The following is a 15,547-nucleotide window of genomic DNA, read 5'->3' as shown; positions in this document are numbered from 1 at the left end:
CGGCGGTGAGGGTCCGGCCTGGTGCGACGCGCATCCGGTATCATGCATGCGACATCGGCAAGGCAGGGGTGGATCCGGAGTTTCATGCGCGTACTGGTCAGCAACGATGACGGCGTCGATGCCCCGGGCATCCGCATCCTCGCGCAGGGCCTGCGCGATGCCGGACACGAGGTCCTGATCGTCGCGCCGGACCGCGACCGCTCCGGTGCCAGCAATTCGCTCACCCTGGACATGCCGCTGCGCGTGCAGCAGCTCGAGAAATCCGTGTGGCGCGTGTACGGCACGCCCACCGATTGCGTGCACGTGGCAATCACCGGCATGTTCGACGAAGAGCCCGACATCGTCGTGTCCGGGATCAACAACACCGCCAACCTCGGAGACGACGTGATCTATTCGGGCACCGTCGCCGCGGCGATGGAAGGGCGCTTCCTCGGCCTGCCGGCGATCGCGATGTCGCTGGCCACTGCCAACCACGACGGGCGCCACTACGAGACCGCGGCGCGCGCGGCGGTGGAGATCGTGGAACGGCTGAAGGACGATCCGCTGCCGGCCGACACCATCCTCAACGTCAACGTGCCCGACCGCGAATGGAGCGAGATCGCCGGCTTCGAGGTCACGCGCCTGGGCAACCGCCACCGCGCCGAGCCTTGCACGAAGCAGGTGGATCCGCGCGGCCGCACCTGGTGGTGGATCGGCGCGGCCGGTCCGGAAATGGACGCAGGCCCCGGCACCGATTTCCACGCGGTGCGCTTCGGCCACATCTCGATCACCCCGATCCACGTCGACCTGACCCGCTACCAGGCGCTGGAGCAGGTGGCGAGCTGGGTCGGAAGCCTCGCGGCCGAGCTGAAGGAGCCGCGGCGGTGATGACGCCGCGCCTGCGCCTGCAGCCCGAAGCGATCGGGGTCGGCATGACCTCGCAGCGTGTGCGCGACCGCCTGATCGAGCGCCTGCGCGCCAACGGCATCGTCGACGAGCGCGTGCTCAACGCGATCCGCACCGTGCCACGCCACCTGTTCGTCGACGAGGCGCTGGCCACGCGCGCCTACGAGGACACCGCGCTGCCGATCGGCCACGGCCAGACCATCTCGCAGCCCTGGGTCGTGGCGCGCATGACCGAGGCGCTGTTCGAGGACGGCCACCAGCCGCTGCGCGTGCTGGAAGTCGGCACCGGCTCGGGCTACCAGGCTGCGGTGCTGGCCGCGCTCGGGCTGGAGGTGCACACCGTCGAGCGCATCGGCGACCTGCTGCGTGTCGCGCGCAAGCGCTTCCGTTCGCTCGGCTTGAACGTGCGCAGCAAGCACGACGATGGCCGCGCCGGCTGGGCCGAGAACGGCCCCTACGATGGCATCCTGGTCACCGCGGGAGCCGCGGCGCTGGTGGACGCGCTGACCGAACAGCTTGCACCCGGCGGCGTGCTGGTCGCGCCGGTGGGCGTGGCCAACGCCCAGCAGTTGCTGATGCTCCGCAAGCAGGTCGATGGCGCGCTGGAGCGGCGCGACCTCGGCCCGGTGGTGTTCGTGCCGCTGCTGTCGGGCACCCTGGACTGAGCCGATGGAAGCAGACAAGCACGCCGCGCGCGACGCGGGCGAGGGGAGCCTCGGCGCGCAGATCGAAGGCATGATCGAGCGCATGCCGCCCGACCACGTGAGCCTGGGCGAGCTGCTGGACCTGTTCGGCGACGAAGGCCTGCTGCTGCTCACGATCCTGCTGACCCTGGTGTTCCTGATCCCGGTCTCGATCCCGGGCGTGAGCACGGTGTTCGGCGCGGCGATCCTGCTGGTCGGCGTCAGTCGCCTGCTCGGGCGGCAGCTCTGGGTGCCCGCGCGCGTGCGCGATCGGCGCCTGCCGTCCGACCGCCTGCGCCCCGGCCTGGTCGGCGGACTGCGCTGGGTGGCGCGGCTGGAGCGGCTGAGCCGGCCACATCGGCTGTCGGCGCTGGTGGACGGGCGCGTGCAGGACATCGTCAACAATCTCGTTTTCATCGCCGCGGCCCTGCTGCTGATGGTGCCGTTCAGTTTCGTGCCTTTCAGCAACACCATTCCTGCGCTGGCGCTGCTGGCGTACGCCATCGGTTTCATCCAGCGCGACGGCGGCGCGGTGCTGCTCGGTCATCTGGCCAACATCGGCACCGTGGTCTATTTCAGCGTGCTGATCGGCGGCGGCGGGCTGGTTGCGCAGGAACTGTTCAAGCGCCTTGCGGGATGATGGCCGCGCCGCCACCGTTCCGCCGGACCGAAGGACCATACGGAAGATGACGACACGATCGCGAACGCCCGCAGCAGCCGTGCTTGCGCTGCTGTGCCTGTTCCTGCTCGCCGCTTGCAGCAGCACGGTCGTGCGCACGCCCGGCAGCGCGGGTTCGCCCAGGGTGTCCACGCCCAAGCCCGGCGCCAGCGTCGTGGTCAGTCGGGGCGACACGCTGTACCGGCTCGCGGTGAACAACGGCATCAGCGCAATGGATCTGGCCCTGTGGAATGGCGTCCGCGCGCCGTACACGATCTACCCCGGCCAGCGCCTGCGGCTTTATCCGCAGTCCGGCTCGCAGGCATCGCGCACGGCCGCGACGCGCAACACGTCCGGCACCACGCAGCGTCCGCCGGTGCGGCCCACGCAGGCGCCACCGCAGGCGACCACGCCGCCGCCCCCGCGCAGCAGCGTGTCCTGGCGCTGGCCCACCGATGGCCAGATCCTCAACCGCTTTACCGCCGGCGATCCCACCCGCCAGGGCGTGGATATCACCGGCAAGGGCGGCCAGCCGGTGCGCGCGGCGGGTGACGGGGTGGTGGTGTATTCGGGTTCGGGCCTGGTCGGTTACGGCGAGCTGGTCATCGTCAAGCACGACGAGCAGTGGCTCTCGGCCTACGGCCACAACCGCAGCCGCCTGGTCAACGAGGGCGCCCGGGTCAAGGCGGGCGAGCAGATCGCTGAAATGGGCAGCACCGGTGCCTCACGGGAGATGCTGCATTTTGAGATCCGCTACAACGGCAAGCCTGTCGACCCGCTGCAGTACCTGCCGCGTCGCTGAGGCTTCGTGCCGGGCGGATGCGCCGGGGGTTCTTGGGCGCTCCGCGGTCGGGAATTGCTCCCGTACGCGCCCGGATGATCAACATGGATCCCGGCGTGCGCAGGGATCACGACCTGGCGACAGGGTCGTCAGTCGCCACGTCACCGGGCCGCTACGCCCTTGTTCGTCATGCTGGCATCCATGTCGCTTTTCGCGAGAACGCATTCCGCCCGCGGCACGACAGCCCTATGCCAGCGAACGCGGGCACCCATGTCGTCCTTGGGAGAAACGGATCCGGGGTGCGACACGAATGCCTTGCGACGTCAGCCACGCCGCCACCGTCCTCACGCCCCGAGGATGAACCCCGCCACCACGCGCCGCCCTTCGCCCGCGAGCACGTTGTAGGTGCGCGCGGCGGCGGCGTTGGTCATGGACTCCAGGCCGATGCCGCGCGACAGGCAGGCCGCCAGCACCTCCTGCGATGGGAACGCCTGGCTGCCGCCACAGCCGAGCAGGATCAGCTCCGGCTCCAGCGCGAACAGGGGCGCCAGCTCGGCGACCTGCAGGGTCAGGGCGTCCGCCACCGGCCAGCCTTCGACCAGCCGGTCCGGAGCGACGATGAAGCTGACCTCCAGGCGGCGCTGGTTGACCAGGGCCGAGCGCCCGTCCGCGCCGCGCAGGAAGAATTCGAAATCGGGTTGTTCGTGGAACAGTTGCATGGCGGTTGCCGCGTCAGGCGCGGGGCAGGACGATCTGGCGCCTGTCCTTCGAAGGGCGGTACAGCACCGCCACGTGGCCGATCCGCTGTACCAGTGCGGCGTCGACGCGGCGCGCGATCTCGCCGATCAGCTGGTCGCGTCCCTCGCGGTCGGCCGCGGCCACCTTCACCTTGACCAGTTCGTGGTGTTCCAGGGCGCCGTCGACCTCGGCCACCAGCGCGTCGGTCACGCCCTTGCCACCCACCTGCAGCATCGCGTTGAGGTCGTGCGCTGCCCCGCGCAGGAAGCGGTTCTGGGCGGCGGTCAGGGCGATGGACATCGGGAATTCGGCGGTGGACAGGGGATGCGCAGGGTATCATGCCGCCCGCACTCCCTTCCCGGGGCTGCGTGCGGCACGACCGCACCCACGGCCCCACCGGCCCTCCTCCGCAAGCGGGAGGGGAAGAACGTCATGGCGACCCGCAGCAAGAGCAGCCAGCGCTGGCTGAAGGAACACTTTTCCGATCCCTTCGTGAAGAAGGCCCAGGCCGAGGGCCTGCGCTCGCGCGCGGCCTACAAGCTCGAGGAACTGGTCGAACGCGACCGGCTGCTCAAGCCGGGCATGCTGGTGGTGGACCTGGGCGCCGCGCCCGGCGGCTGGTCGCAGTGGCTTCGCCAGGAACTCGATCGCCTGGACCCGGCGCGGGCCGGGCGCGTCATCGCCGTGGACATCCTGGAGATGCCGCCGCTGGCGGGCGTCGAGTTCCTTCATGGCGATTTCAGGGAGGATGCGATCTTATCGAGCCTTGAGATTCTCCTGGCCGGGCAGCCCGTCGACCTTGTGTTATCCGACATGGCCCCCAACAAGAGCGGTATGGACGCGGTCGACCAGCCGCGTGCGATCTACCTGTCCGAACTGGCGATGGATTTCGCCGATCGCCACCTCAAGCCGGGTGGCACGTTCCTGATCAAGCTGTTCCAGGGCGTGGGCTTCGACGATTTCGTGCGCGACCTGCGCAAGCGCTACGCGAAGGTCGTGGTCCGCAAGCCCGCGGCCTCGCGCAAGCGTTCGCCGGAAGTCTATGCGCTGGCGCAGGGCAAGCTGGCGGCAATCAAGTAGCATCAACCCCATTGGAGTCGCGGAAATCCCGATGAATGACCTGGTGAAAAACCTCCTGCTGTGGGCAATGGTCGCCGTGGTGCTGATGCTGGTGTTCAACAGCTTCAATCCAGGCACCGGCGCGACCAGCGAAGTGCGCTACTCGCAGTTCATGGAGCAGGTGCGTCGCGACCAGATCAAATCGGTGAAGATCGCCGAGGACGAGAAGTCGATCGAATTCGTCACCAAGGGCGGCGAGAGCGGCACCGTGATCGCGCCGCGCCGCGACGAAGGCATGATGAACGACCTGATCAACCACAAGGTCGAGATCCAGGCCGCGCCGCCCTCGAGCGGCCCGTCGTTCATCTACATCCTCATCAACCTGCTGCCGGTGGCGCTGATCATCGGCTTCTGGTTCTTCATGATGCGGCAGATGCAGCAGGGCGGCGGCAAGGGCGCGATGTCCTTCGGCAAGTCGCGCGCCAAGCTGCTCAACGAGGACCAGACCAAGGTCAACTTTGCCGACGTCGCCGGCTGCGACGAGGCCAAGGAGGAAGTGTCCGAGCTGGTCGAGTTCCTGCGCGATCCGTCGCGCTTCCAGAGGCTGGGCGGCAAGATCCCGCGCGGCGTGCTGATGGTCGGCCCGCCCGGCACCGGCAAGACGCTGCTGGCCAAGGCCATCGCCGGCGAGGCGAAGGTGCCGTTCTTCTCGATTTCGGGTTCCGACTTCGTGGAGATGTTCGTCGGCGTCGGCGCCAGCCGCGTGCGCGACATGTTCGAGCAGGCCAAGAAGCACGCACCGTGCATCATCTTCATCGACGAGATCGACGCGGTCGGCCGCCATCGCGGCGCTGGCCTCGGCGGTGGCCATGACGAGCGCGAGCAGACGCTCAACCAGCTGCTGGTCGAGATGGACGGCTTCGAGGGCGGCGAGGGCGTGATCGTGGTCGCCGCGACCAACCGTCCCGACGTGCTCGATCCGGCCCTGCTGCGCCCCGGCCGCTTCGACCGCCAGGTGGTGGTCGGCCTGCCGGACGTGCGCGGCCGCGAGCAGATCCTGCAGGTGCACATGCGCAAGGTGCCGCGTGCCGACGACGTCGAGCCGATGGTGGTCGCGCGCGGCACCCCTGGGTTCTCCGGCGCCGACCTCGCCAATCTGGTCAACGAGGCGGCCCTGTTTGCCGCGCGCGAGAACGCCAAGGAAGTGCGCATGGAGCACTTCGACAAGGCGCGGGACAAGATCCTGATGGGTGCCGAGCGCCGCTCGATGGCCATGAGCGAGGAAGAGAAGACCAACACGGCCTATCACGAGGCCGGCCACGCCATCGTCGGCCGCCTGGTGCCGGACCACGACCCGGTCTACAAGGTCACCATCATCCCGCGCGGCCGCGCGCTGGGCGTGACCCAGTTCCTGCCTGAGGGTGATCGCTACAGCTCCACCCGCGAGAGCCTGCACAGTCGCCTGGCGACGCTGTACGGCGGACGCGTCGCCGAGGAGCTGATCTTCGGCACCGATAAGGTCACCACCGGTGCGTCCAACGACATCGAGCGGGCCACCAAGATGGCCCGCAGCATGGTCACCAAGTGGGGTCTGTCTGACCAGCTCGGTCCGGTCGCCTATGGTGAGGAAGAGGACGAGGTGTTCCTGGGGCGTTCAGTCACGCAACACAAGAGCGTGTCCGACGAGACCGCGCGCAAGATCGACGAGGAAGTGCGCGACATCCTGGACAACGCCTACAACCGCACCAAGGCGATCCTCACCGAGCACCTCGACAAGCTGCACTCGATGGCCAAGCTGCTGCTGGAGTACGAGACCATCGACGTGCCGCAGATCGACGCGATCATGGAAGGCCGCGATCCGCCGCCGCCGATCGGCTGGACCGAATCGGGCAAGGGTGGCGGCAAGGACGGTGACGGCGATTCGCAGCCGCTGCCGCCGATCGGCGGGCCTGCTGAGCAGACCTGACTGCCTGTCCGCTTCGGCGGATGCCCGGGTCACTGGATGGATTGAACGAGGGCGCCGGGCAACTGGCGCCTTCGCGCTTTGCGGGATTCGGCGAGCCGCCGTTGCCATTCTCGGTCAGGAGCGCGTGCCGATAGCTGGGTGTCCCGGGTGCACCCCTGTCCTCGCGAACGCCGAGGCGTCAGCCGGCTCTTCCGCTGCACTCGGGCTGACAAATCGATAGGCTTGTCCGGATTCCCCACTCCCAACTCCCGGCTCCCGATGTTCGACACCGCTCCCCAGCTTGACTGCGCCGGCCGCGTCCTGCGCCTGGACCGCACCCGGATCATGGGCATCGTCAACGTCACGCCCGATTCGTTCTCCGACGGTGGCGCGCATTTCGACATCGACGCGGCCGTGGCGCATGGCCTGCGGCTGGCGGCGGAAGGCGCGGACATTCTCGATGTGGGCGGGGAATCGACCCGGCCCGGTGCCGAAGAGGTGCCGCTGGACGAGGAACTGCGCCGCGTTGTCCCCGTGATCGAGCGGCTCGCGCGCGAAACGGACCTGCCGATCAGTGTCGATACGTCCAAGCCCGAAGTCATGCGCGCTGCGGTCGGGGCGGGCGCGGGCATGGTCAACGACGTGTACGCGCTGCGGCGCGAAGGCGCACTCGACGCGGCGGCCGCGCTGGGTGTTCCGGTGGTGCTGATGCACATGCTCGGCGAGCCGCGCTCGATGCAGGATGCGCCCGACTACGACGACGTGGTCGGCGAGGTCCACCGCTTCCTTGCCGAGCGAATCTTCGTCGCCGAGATGGCGGGCATCCCCAAGAAGCGCATCGTGGTCGACCCGGGCTTCGGTTTCGGCAAGACCACCGGGCAGAACCTGCAGCTTCTGGCGCGGCTGGAGCGTTTCCTCGAGCTCGGCGTGCCGGTGCTGGCCGGGCTTTCGCGCAAGCGCACGATCGGAGAGTTGACCGGGCGCGAGTTGCCGCGCGAGCGCGTGCATGGCTCGGTGGCGGCGCACCTGGTGGCCGCGCAGCGCGGCGCCCGCATCGTGCGCGTGCACGATGTCGCGGCGACCGTCGATGCGCTCAAGGTCTGGCAGGCCGTGGCCGAGGTGCCGGAGTTGCGCAAGGCGGGCAGCGCGCCCGAAATCAGCTGGCCCGACGGGATCTGAACGCCGGATGCGGTAAACAGGCCGCATCGGCATTGTGTGGACGATGGAGGACGTGATGGCCACGGGCTGGGCGGGTGACGGCGCGGTGCAGGACCAGATCGACGCGACCGTGAAGGACGGCATCAAGCGCGCGCGCAGCCAGCTGCCGCAGGGGCCTGCGCGTCTGCACTGCGAGGAGTGCGACGCGCCGATTCCCGAGGCGCGGCGGCAGGCCATGCCCGGCGTGCGGCTGTGCATCGCCTGCCAGGAGGCCGAAGAGCGCGACGAGCAGGAACACAGCGGCTACAACCGGCGCGGCAGCAAGGACAGCCAACTGCGCTGAGCTACAGCCCCTTGCGGGCAAGCTGGTCCAGCTTGGCCTGGTAACGCTGCGCCGTACTGCGGCTGGCAAGCGACTGCGCGCGGCGCAGGGCATCGCCCGCCTTGCGGTATTGACCCAAGTGCAGGTAGGCGCGGGCGAGCCCGTAATGGAACTGGTGTTCGCCGTCGTACAGGGCGATCGCTCGCCGGTAGCCCTTCGCTGCGCTCGCGTAATCCCCCTGCGTTTCGTCTTCGGTCGCCAGCAGGAAGTGGTGGAACGGGTTGCGGCGCTGGATCCTGTCGATCCTCCTGCGCAACTGGAGTTCCTCGCTCCGCTCGCCGCGGGAGGCGTGCAACGCGGCGAGGTTCATCAGTGCCCCCTCGTGCGTGCTGTCCAGATCCAGCGTCCTGCGGAAGTCGCGCTCCGCATCGTCCTTCCTGCCTGTACGCAGCGCCATGACGCCGGCGTTGTTCCAGGCGGCCGGGTAGCTGTCGTCGGCGCGGAAAGCCGCGGCCATGTAGTCCCCGGCCTGTACATACTGGCCGCGTGCCAGCAGGCCCGCGGCCCGATTGGTGTAGAGGATCGCCAGCAGGCGCGTGTCATCGATCTGCCGGGGTGGTTCGCCGCTCAGGATGCTGTCGCTGGCCACGTCGACCGTATAGCGGTGTCCGCCTGCGCGCATTCCGGCATTGACGTGGTTGCTGAAGTAGAGGGTGTCGCCCTCGCGGTACCAGGACAGGATCCGGTTGATCTCCTGGCCGTAGGCGTCGATGCCCGCCTCACGCGCGAGTGCGATCGTCAGCAGCGTGAAGCTCAGGCAGTTGGCCTTGCGCGTCTGCCACGCCTCGGTGACGGTGTGGTCGGCGTCGTGCTGGTAGCTCATGCCCAGGCCGGCAGGATCGAACAGGAAGCGGACCAGCCGGTTGAGGCGCTGCTGGTCGGAATTTCCACCTGGCACGATGACCTGCGCATGCAAGGCTTCGCGCAGCGCTGGCGGGATGGCGAAGACTTCTTCGGCCTGCGGCGGCGGGGCAGGCGCCGGTGCGGGCGGTGGTGGCGTCGCGACGATTGGCGCAATGGCCAAGGCGATGCCGAGCAGCGATGCGAACATGACGAGGCCTCCCATGTCCCGCGCGTTCCCGGAGTGTACGCCTGCGCCAGTGAGGCGGTTGCTGCACTGCGGCGCACATGGGCTGCAGCGTACTCGCCGCTTGTGCGGGGGTGCTGGCGGGCCGTTTGCACGCTACGTGGGCCAGCACTTGCAGACGGGTCCGGTACTGCCGGTCTCCGTCAGTTCAACAGCTGCAGCCCCAGGATCACGCCCAGCACAGCGGCCAGGACGGTGTAATTGCCGCCCTCGTCGCGACGACCGTACTGCGAGCGGCCGTGGTAGCCGTCCTCGTAGCCGCGCTCGAAGCCCTGGCGGAAGTAGTGGGTGTACTGGTCTTGTGCGATGTAGTGGCCGTTGTAGCCATAGCTGGCATCGACGTAGCCATGGCTGTCCCGGTAGTCGTAGCGCCAGCCGTCGTCGCGGTCGGCGCGCCCGGCGCGCAGGCCTTCGCTGTAGCCGTGGCGAACGGCATCGCGCATCAGGTCGGCGCCGTAGCGGTTGGTCTGGTGCCAACGGCCGCCGTAGTTGTAGCGATAGCTGGCGGGCGTGTGGAAGTAGGGGTCGCGCGCGTAGTCGTAGGACGTGTTCCGCCAGCGGCGCTCCTGGTCGCGCAGGCGCGCGTGATAGTCGCGCTGGTAGCGGTACTGGGCCATGCGCCGCTGCTGTTGCAACATGCGACCGCGCTCGGCGTGGCGCTGCTCGGCCATCCGCTGCTGGCGCTCACGGTCATGGCGAAACTGCTCGGCACGCTGGCGCTCGGTGCGGATCAGGCTTTCCTGTCGCTGACGGTCGATGCGGTTCGAGACATCGCGGCCGCGGTCGTCGCGACGCGGCACCTCGACCTGCCCGCGCCGCGGCTCGGGTCCGGCGATGTCGCGCCGCGGCGATTCGATGCGCTGGCGCTGCTGGCGTTCGCGTTGCTCGCGCTGCACCTGGTCGCGCTGCGCCTGGCCGCGACGCGCATCGTCGCGCTGCGCCAGCTGCAGGCGCCGTGCTTCGCCGCCGGTCTCGCGCCGCGGAGACTCCGATCGCTGCGCCTGCTGGCGCCGTTGCGCTTCGGCGCGGTCGCGCTGCTGTCCGTCCCGGACTGCCTGCCCGCGCTGCGCCTGTTCCCGCTGCGACGCCTGCTGCCGTCTTGCGCCCTCGCGCTGCGACGCCTGGAGCTGCTGGCGTCGCGCGCTCTCGCGCTGGCCTTCGGCTTGCGCCTGCTGGCGGGCGCGCTGCTGCCGCGCATCGTCCTGTCGTGGTGTGGTCGCGTCGCGCTGGCGTCCCGCCTGCTCGCGCGACTGGCCTTGGCGCGGCTCCGAGACGGCGCGCTGCGGCTGGCGCGATTGCGCCTGCGGCCTGTCTGCGGCTTCGCGCCGGTCCGGCGCTTCAGTGCGGCGCGACTCCTGGTTGCGCTGCGTGCGCTGTTCGCGGCGCTCGCGTTCGCGCTCCTGCGCCAGCGCCGGTAGCGCCGTCACCAGGGCCAGGCCAAATACGAGCGCGGTGTGCAGGATGCGTCGGGAGGTGAGCTGCTTCATCGTCGGACCCCTGCCGACACCCCGTCGGCACAGGGCATAGTGTTGACCCGGCGGCAATGAACCGCTTCTGAGGATTCCCCTGCGGATTCAGCGCCGGGACGGCGAAACCGGTTCCAGTTGAACGATGCGGCAACCATCCGCAGCGGGCGTGTCAACGCTTGGCACCGCGGTGCGTGGCGATGGCTTTCGGTTAGTCTTCCGCGCGGATCGAACCGGGAGCAGGGAAGTCCATGACGCAGGGGCATACACGCTGGTGGGACAAGTGGCGCGCGCGTTTTCGCGGCCCGCCTGACGCGCCCGCGGCCAGCGCCACTCAGACCGCGCGCGTCAAGCGCGGCTGGCGCTACACCGAACTGCAGTTCGCAGGTGGCGTGTCGCAGAGCCGGATGCGCACCTTCCAGCCCGGGCACCTGCTCATCGACTACACCCGCACGATGATGGCGGCCCTGCTGTTTCGCCCGCAGCCCGCGCTGATCGGCATGATCGGGTTGGGTGGCGGCTCGCAGGCGAAGTTCTGCCACAGCCATCTGCCCGATACGCGACTCGAGGTGGCCGAGAACAACCCGCAGGTGCTGGCGCTGCGCCGCAGCTTCCGCGTCCCGGCGGACGATGCGCGGCTGCAGGTGATGCTGGCCGATGGCGCGCAGTTCGTGCGCGAGCGGCGCGGCTGCCTGGACATCCTGCTGGTCGACGGCTACGACGAAACCGGAATTCCCGCTGCGCTGTCGAGCCAAGAATTTTACGACGACTGCCGCGACGCGCTGGTGCCCGGCGGCGTGCTCGCCGGCAACCTGTATGCCACCGATTTCCGCAACCATGTGCGCAAGCTGCAGCGCAGCTTCGGCCGCCAGCGGGTGCGGGTGCTGGAGGAGGCGCGGCAGAGCAACCGCGTGGTGTTCGCATGGAAGGGCGATCCATTCCCCGGCGGGCGCATCGACCTGCCGGCCATCGTCGCCCGCATGCCACCTGCAGCGGGGCGTGAACTGGCCGAAGTGTTCACCCGGGTGGCGCTGGCCTGGCAGAACGGCTGACGGTCTTGCCATCACGGCTTTGCCGCGCGAAAGTCTCCGGCTTACGCCAGAAGGGGACTCACCGATGCGTCGAACGATCTCGCGGGCCGCAGGCCTGTTGCTGCTGCTTGCGCTGGCCTGGCCGGCCCTTGCGGCCAACGCCGGGCTGACGCTCGAACAGGTGGCGAAGACCCGCAGCGTCACGCGCGCGGAGATCAGTCCCGATGGCCAGCACGTGGCCTACGTGCTGTCGGTGCCGCGCGAGCCTGGCGTGGACGACGATGGCCCGGCCCGCGCGGAACTGCATGTGGCGACGCGCGAGGGCGCCAGCCGCGGCTTTGTCACCGGCAAGGTCAACGTGGGCGGCGCGGAATGGCTGCCCGACAGCCGCTCGCTGGCATACCTGGCCAAGCGCGAAGGCGACGACACGCGCACCCTGTACCGGATCCCGGTCGATGGCGGCGAATCGGTCGCGATCGCGAAGCTGAAGTCCGACATCACCGCCTTCAGTCTGTCGCCGGACGGGCGCCGCGTTGCGCTGCTGGCGTCCGAGCCCGAGAGCGACGCACTCAAGGCGCTGAAGAAGAAGGGCTTCAGCCAGAAGGTCTACGAGGAGGACTGGCGGCCGGTGCAGCTGTGGATCGCAGAGGTGGGCGACGTGGCTGCGCAGCCGCGGCTGGTGGAGGTCGAGGGCAGCGTGCAGTCGGTGCAGTGGAGCCCGGGCGGTGACCGCCTCGGCCTGACCGTCGCGCCGCGCCAGCTGACCGACGACACCCTGGTGTTCACCCGCGTACGCATCGTGTCGCCCGAGGGGCGGGTGCTGGGCACGGTCGACAATCCCGGCAAGGTGGGTGGCCTGTCCTGGAGCCCGGACGGGGCGCACCTGGCCTTCATTTCTGCCGAGGACAAGCACGACGCGCAGCAGGGACGGCTGTTCGTCGTGGGCCGCGATGGTGGCGCCTGGCGCGACCTGCTGCCGGGCCTGCCCGGGCATGTGGTGGACGTGGAATGGCGTGACGCGGCCACCCTGCAGTTCCTCAGCTACGAGGGCGTGCAAGCGCGTCTGGGCGAGATCGGCGTCGACGGTGGCACGCAGCGCACCGTGCTGGCGGCGGAGGGCCCGGTCTGGAGTGGATTCAACCGCTCCAGCGGCGGCGACATCGCGCTGGTCGGCAGCACGCCGGCGCACCCTTCCGAAGTCTTCCTGATGCCTGCCGGCGCGACCGCGCCGCAAAGGCTGACCCACAGCAATCCCTGGCTCAAGGACGTAAGCCTGGCGCGGCAGGAAGTGATCCGCTACGCCGCGCGTGATGGCCTGGAGATTGAAGGCCTGCTGGTGCATCCGCTGCAGCGCCGCGGCAATGCGCGCGTGCCGCTGATCGTGGTCGTGCACGGTGGCCCGGAGTCGCACTACACCAACGGCTGGCTGACCTCGTACGCGCAGCCGTTGCATCACGCCGCGGCGCAGGGCTATGCGGTGTTCCTGCCGAACTATCGCAGCAGCACCGGACGCGGGGTGGAGTTCTCGAAGAAGGGTTTCGGGCGGCCGGGCATGGAGGAGTTCGACGACGTGGTGGATGGCGTCGACCACCTCGTCTCGATCGGCCTGGTCGATGGCGACAAGGTCGGCATCACTGGCGCCTCCTACGGCGGCTACGCCAGCGCCTGGGGCGCGACCTACTACAGCGAGCGCTTCGCCGCGTCGGTGATGTTCGTGGGCATTTCCGACCAGGCCAGCCTCGTTACCACCGGCGACATTCCCTGGGAACAGAACCTGGTGCACATGGGCAGCTGGCCCTGGGAAGATCCCGAGCTGTTCCGCAAGACCAGTCCGATCACCTATGCGCAGCAGTCGAAGACGCCGACGCTGATCCTGCACGGCGAAGCCGATCCACGCGTGCCGGTGATGCAGTCGTACATGCTCTACCGCTACCTCAAGCTCGCGGGCCAGGCGCCGGTGCGGCTGGTGCTGTATCCGGGCGAAGGGCACGGCAACGCGCGTGCGGCCTCGCGCTACGACTATTCGCTGCGGCTGATGCAGTGGATGGATCATTATCTCAAGGGTCCGGGCGGCGAGCCGCCAGCCTACGAACTCGACTACGCGTTGCCGGCTGCGGGCGCGAAGAAGTGAGTCGACCCCGCTCCCGCACGGGTGCCGCGGCGTGAGGGCGGCGGTGCAGCCGGGCGTATACGCGACCGGCGCGGCGAAGCGACGCGTGCTGCTGGCCAGCATGATCGGCACCACGATCGAGTTCTTCGATTTCTACATCTACGCCACGGCGGCGGTGCTGGTGTTCCCGCACCTGTTCTTCCCGCCGGGCGACCCGACCACCGCGACACTGCAATCGTTTGCGACGTTTGCGCTGGCGTTCATTGCGCGGCCGTTCGGGTCGGCGTTGTTCGGGCATTTCGGCGACCGGGTCGGACGCAAGGCGACCCTGGTTGCTGCGTTGCTGACCATGGGCGTGTCGACCGTGCTGATTGGCCTGCTGCCGACCTATGCGCAGGCGGGGATCGTCGCGCCGCTGCTGCTGGCGCTGTGCCGGCTGGGGCAGGGCGTGGGCCTGGGCGGCGAGTGGGGCGGGGCCGTGCTGCTGGCCACCGAGAACGCGCCGCCAGGCAAGCGCGCGTGGTACGGCATGTTCCCACAGCTCGGCGCGCCAATCGGTTTCCTGCTTTCGACCGGCGTGTTCCTGGCGCTGACCCACTGGATGAGCGATGCCGACTTCCTGGCCTGGGGCTGGCGCATTCCGTTCCTGGCGAGCGCGGTGCTGGTGCTGGTCGGGCTGTGGGTGCGGCTGCGCATCACCGAGACGCCGGACTTCCAGCGTGCGGTCGACCGCGACGAACGGGTACGGCTGCCGATGGTGGCGGTGGTGCGCGACCATCCCTTCGCACTGCTCAGCGGGACGTTGGCGCTGGTGGCGACGTTCGTGCTGTTCTACCTGATGACGGTATTCGCGCTGAGCTGGGCGACGTCGAAGCTTGGGTATTCGCGCGAGCATTTCCTGCTGCTGCAGATGCTGGGGGTGCTGTTCTTCGCGCTGACGATTCCGCTGTCGGCGTTGTACGCGGACCGGTTCGGAAGGCGCAACGCGATGATCACGGCGACGGTGCTGATCATCGCGTTCGGGTTCCTGTTCGCGCCGCTGCTGGAGTCGGGCAGCGATTGGGGTGTGCTGGCTTTCCTCGCGCTGGGGCTGGGCGCGATGGGGCTGACCTACGGGCCATGCGGCACGATCCTGGCCGAGATGTTCCCGACCGCGGTGCGCTACACGGGCGCGTCGTTGGCGTTCAACATGGCCGGCATCATTGGCGCATCGCCGGCGCCGTACATCGCCACGCGGCTCGGTGAGCGTTACGGACTCGCCTCGGTGGGGTGGTATCTCGCGGCGATGGGGGTGTTGACGCTGCTTGCGTTGCTGGTGGTGCGTCGGGATCCGGCTGCTCGCTAGGGTTGGTCGGAAGCAGCCGCGTTCCTCGATGAGTTGAAGCAGGGCGGCGTGTTCGAGGGCGAAGTGGCGTGCCCGTTGTGGCTCGTCTGGTGAAAGGCGGGGCCGCGTCTTCGGGCCGGGCCGCGGCAGGCGGGGTGTATCACGGCCGGCTCGGTCGCACATCCATGTGCGACTTGCCGGCGCGGCCATCCATGGCCGCTCCTGCGATACACCCCGCCT

The 15,547-nt window shown here is 69.0% G+C and carries 16 protein-coding genes; 12 read left to right on the top strand and 4 right to left on the bottom strand.

The genetic code is table 11. The features are described from left to right. Positions 1-84: 84 nt before the first annotated feature. Genes surE through ACW5DW_RS13680 form a run of 4 tightly spaced genes read left to right on the top strand, consistent with a single transcriptional unit; the run spans position 85 to position 3,028 of the window. Entirely contained in the window at positions 85-867 is a 783-nt protein-coding gene (surE, locus tag ACW5DW_RS13695; RefSeq protein ID WP_457019615.1) for a 5'/3'-nucleotidase SurE, read from the top strand. After that, positions 867-1,550: a protein-L-isoaspartate(D-aspartate) O-methyltransferase gene (locus ACW5DW_RS13690; protein ID WP_457019613.1), complete on the top strand. Its 684-nt coding sequence runs from the start codon at positions 867-869 to the stop codon at positions 1,548-1,550. Before surE ends, ACW5DW_RS13690 begins: the two co-directional genes overlap by 1 nt. 4 nt (positions 1,551-1,554) lie before the next feature. Continuing rightward, entirely contained in the window at positions 1,555-2,208 is a 654-nt protein-coding gene (locus tag ACW5DW_RS13685; RefSeq protein ID WP_457019611.1) for an exopolysaccharide biosynthesis protein, read from the top strand. 46 nt (positions 2,209-2,254) lie between these two features. Continuing rightward, positions 2,255-3,028 carry a peptidoglycan DD-metalloendopeptidase family protein gene (locus ACW5DW_RS13680; protein ID WP_457019610.1) on the top strand — a complete coding sequence of 258 codons (774 nt, stop codon included), beginning with the start codon at positions 2,255-2,257 and terminating at the stop codon, positions 3,026-3,028. A gap of 323 nt (positions 3,029-3,351) precedes the next feature. Here the strand turns inward: ACW5DW_RS13680 and ACW5DW_RS13675 are convergent, their stop codons facing one another. Together ACW5DW_RS13675 and yhbY are read right to left on the bottom strand one after the other, a co-directional pair. Beyond that, on the bottom strand, positions 3,352-3,726 hold the full coding sequence (locus ACW5DW_RS13675) for an Mth938-like domain-containing protein (RefSeq protein ID WP_457019609.1): 375 nt from the start codon (positions 3,724-3,726) through the stop codon (positions 3,352-3,354). Positions 3,727-3,739: 13 nt separating this feature from the next. After that, positions 3,740-4,045 carry a ribosome assembly RNA-binding protein YhbY gene (gene yhbY, locus ACW5DW_RS13670; protein ID WP_457019607.1) on the bottom strand — a complete coding sequence of 102 codons (306 nt, stop codon included), beginning with the start codon at positions 4,043-4,045 and terminating at the stop codon, positions 3,740-3,742. A gap of 132 nt (positions 4,046-4,177) precedes the next feature. Between yhbY and rlmE the strand changes: the two genes are divergently transcribed. From rlmE to ACW5DW_RS13650, 4 genes are all read left to right on the top strand, one after another. Continuing rightward, complete coding sequence (gene rlmE / locus ACW5DW_RS13665; protein WP_457019605.1) at positions 4,178-4,825, top strand: 23S rRNA (uridine(2552)-2'-O)-methyltransferase RlmE; 648 nt, start codon at positions 4,178-4,180, stop codon at positions 4,823-4,825. Further along, positions 4,788-6,770, top strand: a complete 1,983-nt coding sequence (gene ftsH / locus ACW5DW_RS13660; RefSeq protein ID WP_457019603.1) for an ATP-dependent zinc metalloprotease FtsH — start codon at positions 4,788-4,790, stop codon at positions 6,768-6,770. The genes rlmE and ftsH overlap by 38 nt, the downstream gene beginning before the upstream one ends. A 258-nt stretch (positions 6,771-7,028) precedes the next feature. Next, positions 7,029-7,928 (top strand): dihydropteroate synthase, encoded by a 900-nt coding sequence (gene folP, locus ACW5DW_RS13655; protein WP_457019601.1) that lies wholly within the window; start codon positions 7,029-7,031, stop codon positions 7,926-7,928. A 55-nt stretch (positions 7,929-7,983) separates the two neighbouring features. Then, entirely contained in the window at positions 7,984-8,250 is a 267-nt protein-coding gene (locus tag ACW5DW_RS13650) for a DksA/TraR family C4-type zinc finger protein (RefSeq protein ID WP_457019600.1), read from the top strand. A 1-nt stretch (position 8,251) separates the two neighbouring features. Here the strand turns inward: ACW5DW_RS13650 and ACW5DW_RS13645 are convergent, their stop codons facing one another. Both ACW5DW_RS13645 and ACW5DW_RS13640 read right to left on the bottom strand, forming a co-directional pair. Continuing rightward, complete coding sequence (locus ACW5DW_RS13645) at positions 8,252-9,340, bottom strand: tetratricopeptide repeat protein (RefSeq protein ID WP_457019598.1); 1,089 nt, start codon at positions 9,338-9,340, stop codon at positions 8,252-8,254. Between the two features lie 179 nt (positions 9,341-9,519). Beyond that, positions 9,520-10,014, bottom strand: a complete 495-nt coding sequence (locus tag ACW5DW_RS13640) for a hypothetical protein (RefSeq protein WP_457019597.1) — start codon at positions 10,012-10,014, stop codon at positions 9,520-9,522. On the opposite strand from ACW5DW_RS13640, the gene ACW5DW_RS13635 reads away from it, so the two are divergent. From ACW5DW_RS13635 to ACW5DW_RS13620, 4 genes are all read left to right on the top strand, one after another. Further along, on the top strand, positions 10,006-10,794 hold the full coding sequence (locus ACW5DW_RS13635) for a hypothetical protein (RefSeq protein ID WP_457019596.1): 789 nt from the start codon (positions 10,006-10,008) through the stop codon (positions 10,792-10,794). The genes ACW5DW_RS13640 and ACW5DW_RS13635 overlap by 9 nt on opposite strands. A gap of 299 nt (positions 10,795-11,093) precedes the next feature. Next, a complete protein-coding gene (locus ACW5DW_RS13630) occupies positions 11,094-11,894 on the top strand; it encodes a spermine/spermidine synthase domain-containing protein (protein ID WP_457019594.1) in 801 nt (266 codons plus the stop codon). A 64-nt stretch (positions 11,895-11,958) separates the two neighbouring features. Further along, a complete protein-coding gene (locus ACW5DW_RS13625; RefSeq protein ID WP_457019592.1) occupies positions 11,959-14,004 on the top strand; it encodes a prolyl oligopeptidase family serine peptidase in 2,046 nt (681 codons plus the stop codon). A gap of 100 nt (positions 14,005-14,104) precedes the next feature. Beyond that, entirely contained in the window at positions 14,105-15,328 is a 1,224-nt protein-coding gene (locus ACW5DW_RS13620; protein WP_457019886.1) for an MFS transporter, read from the top strand. Positions 15,329-15,547 lie beyond the last annotated feature (219 nt).

It is taken from the genome of Luteimonas sp. A482 (genome assembly GCF_054072655.1).
Note: the sequence above shows the minus strand (reverse complement) of the source record. Positions and strands in the feature narration are given on the sequence as shown.

Coding starts and splice junctions, on each gene's coding strand:
- ACW5DW_RS13650 (WP_457019600.1), top strand. CDS start 7,984: ATGGCCACGGGCTGGGCGGGTGACGGCGCGGTGCAGGACCAGATCGAC.
- ACW5DW_RS13680 (WP_457019610.1), top strand. CDS start 2,255: ATGACGACACGATCGCGAACGCCCGCAGCAGCCGTGCTTGCGCTGCTG.
- ACW5DW_RS13645 (WP_457019598.1), bottom strand. CDS start 9,340: ATGTTCGCATCGCTGCTCGGCATCGCCTTGGCCATTGCGCCAATCGTC.
- folP (WP_457019601.1), top strand. CDS start 7,029: ATGTTCGACACCGCTCCCCAGCTTGACTGCGCCGGCCGCGTCCTGCGC.
- ACW5DW_RS13685 (WP_457019611.1), top strand. CDS start 1,555: ATGGAAGCAGACAAGCACGCCGCGCGCGACGCGGGCGAGGGGAGCCTC.
- ACW5DW_RS13675 (WP_457019609.1), bottom strand. CDS start 3,726: ATGCAACTGTTCCACGAACAACCCGATTTCGAATTCTTCCTGCGCGGC.
- ACW5DW_RS13630 (WP_457019594.1), top strand. CDS start 11,094: ATGACGCAGGGGCATACACGCTGGTGGGACAAGTGGCGCGCGCGTTTT.
- yhbY (WP_457019607.1), bottom strand. CDS start 4,045: ATGTCCATCGCCCTGACCGCCGCCCAGAACCGCTTCCTGCGCGGGGCA.
- ACW5DW_RS13620 (WP_457019886.1), top strand. CDS start 14,105: ATGATCGGCACCACGATCGAGTTCTTCGATTTCTACATCTACGCCACG.
- ACW5DW_RS13640 (WP_457019597.1), bottom strand. CDS start 10,014: ATGTTGCAACAGCAGCGGCGCATGGCCCAGTACCGCTACCAGCGCGAC.
- ftsH (WP_457019603.1), top strand. CDS start 4,788: ATGCGCTGGCGCAGGGCAAGCTGGCGGCAATCAAGTAGCATCAACCCC.
- ACW5DW_RS13690 (WP_457019613.1), top strand. CDS start 867: ATGACGCCGCGCCTGCGCCTGCAGCCCGAAGCGATCGGGGTCGGCATG.
- surE (WP_457019615.1), top strand. CDS start 85: ATGCGCGTACTGGTCAGCAACGATGACGGCGTCGATGCCCCGGGCATC.
- rlmE (WP_457019605.1), top strand. CDS start 4,178: ATGGCGACCCGCAGCAAGAGCAGCCAGCGCTGGCTGAAGGAACACTTT.
- ACW5DW_RS13625 (WP_457019592.1), top strand. CDS start 11,959: ATGCGTCGAACGATCTCGCGGGCCGCAGGCCTGTTGCTGCTGCTTGCG.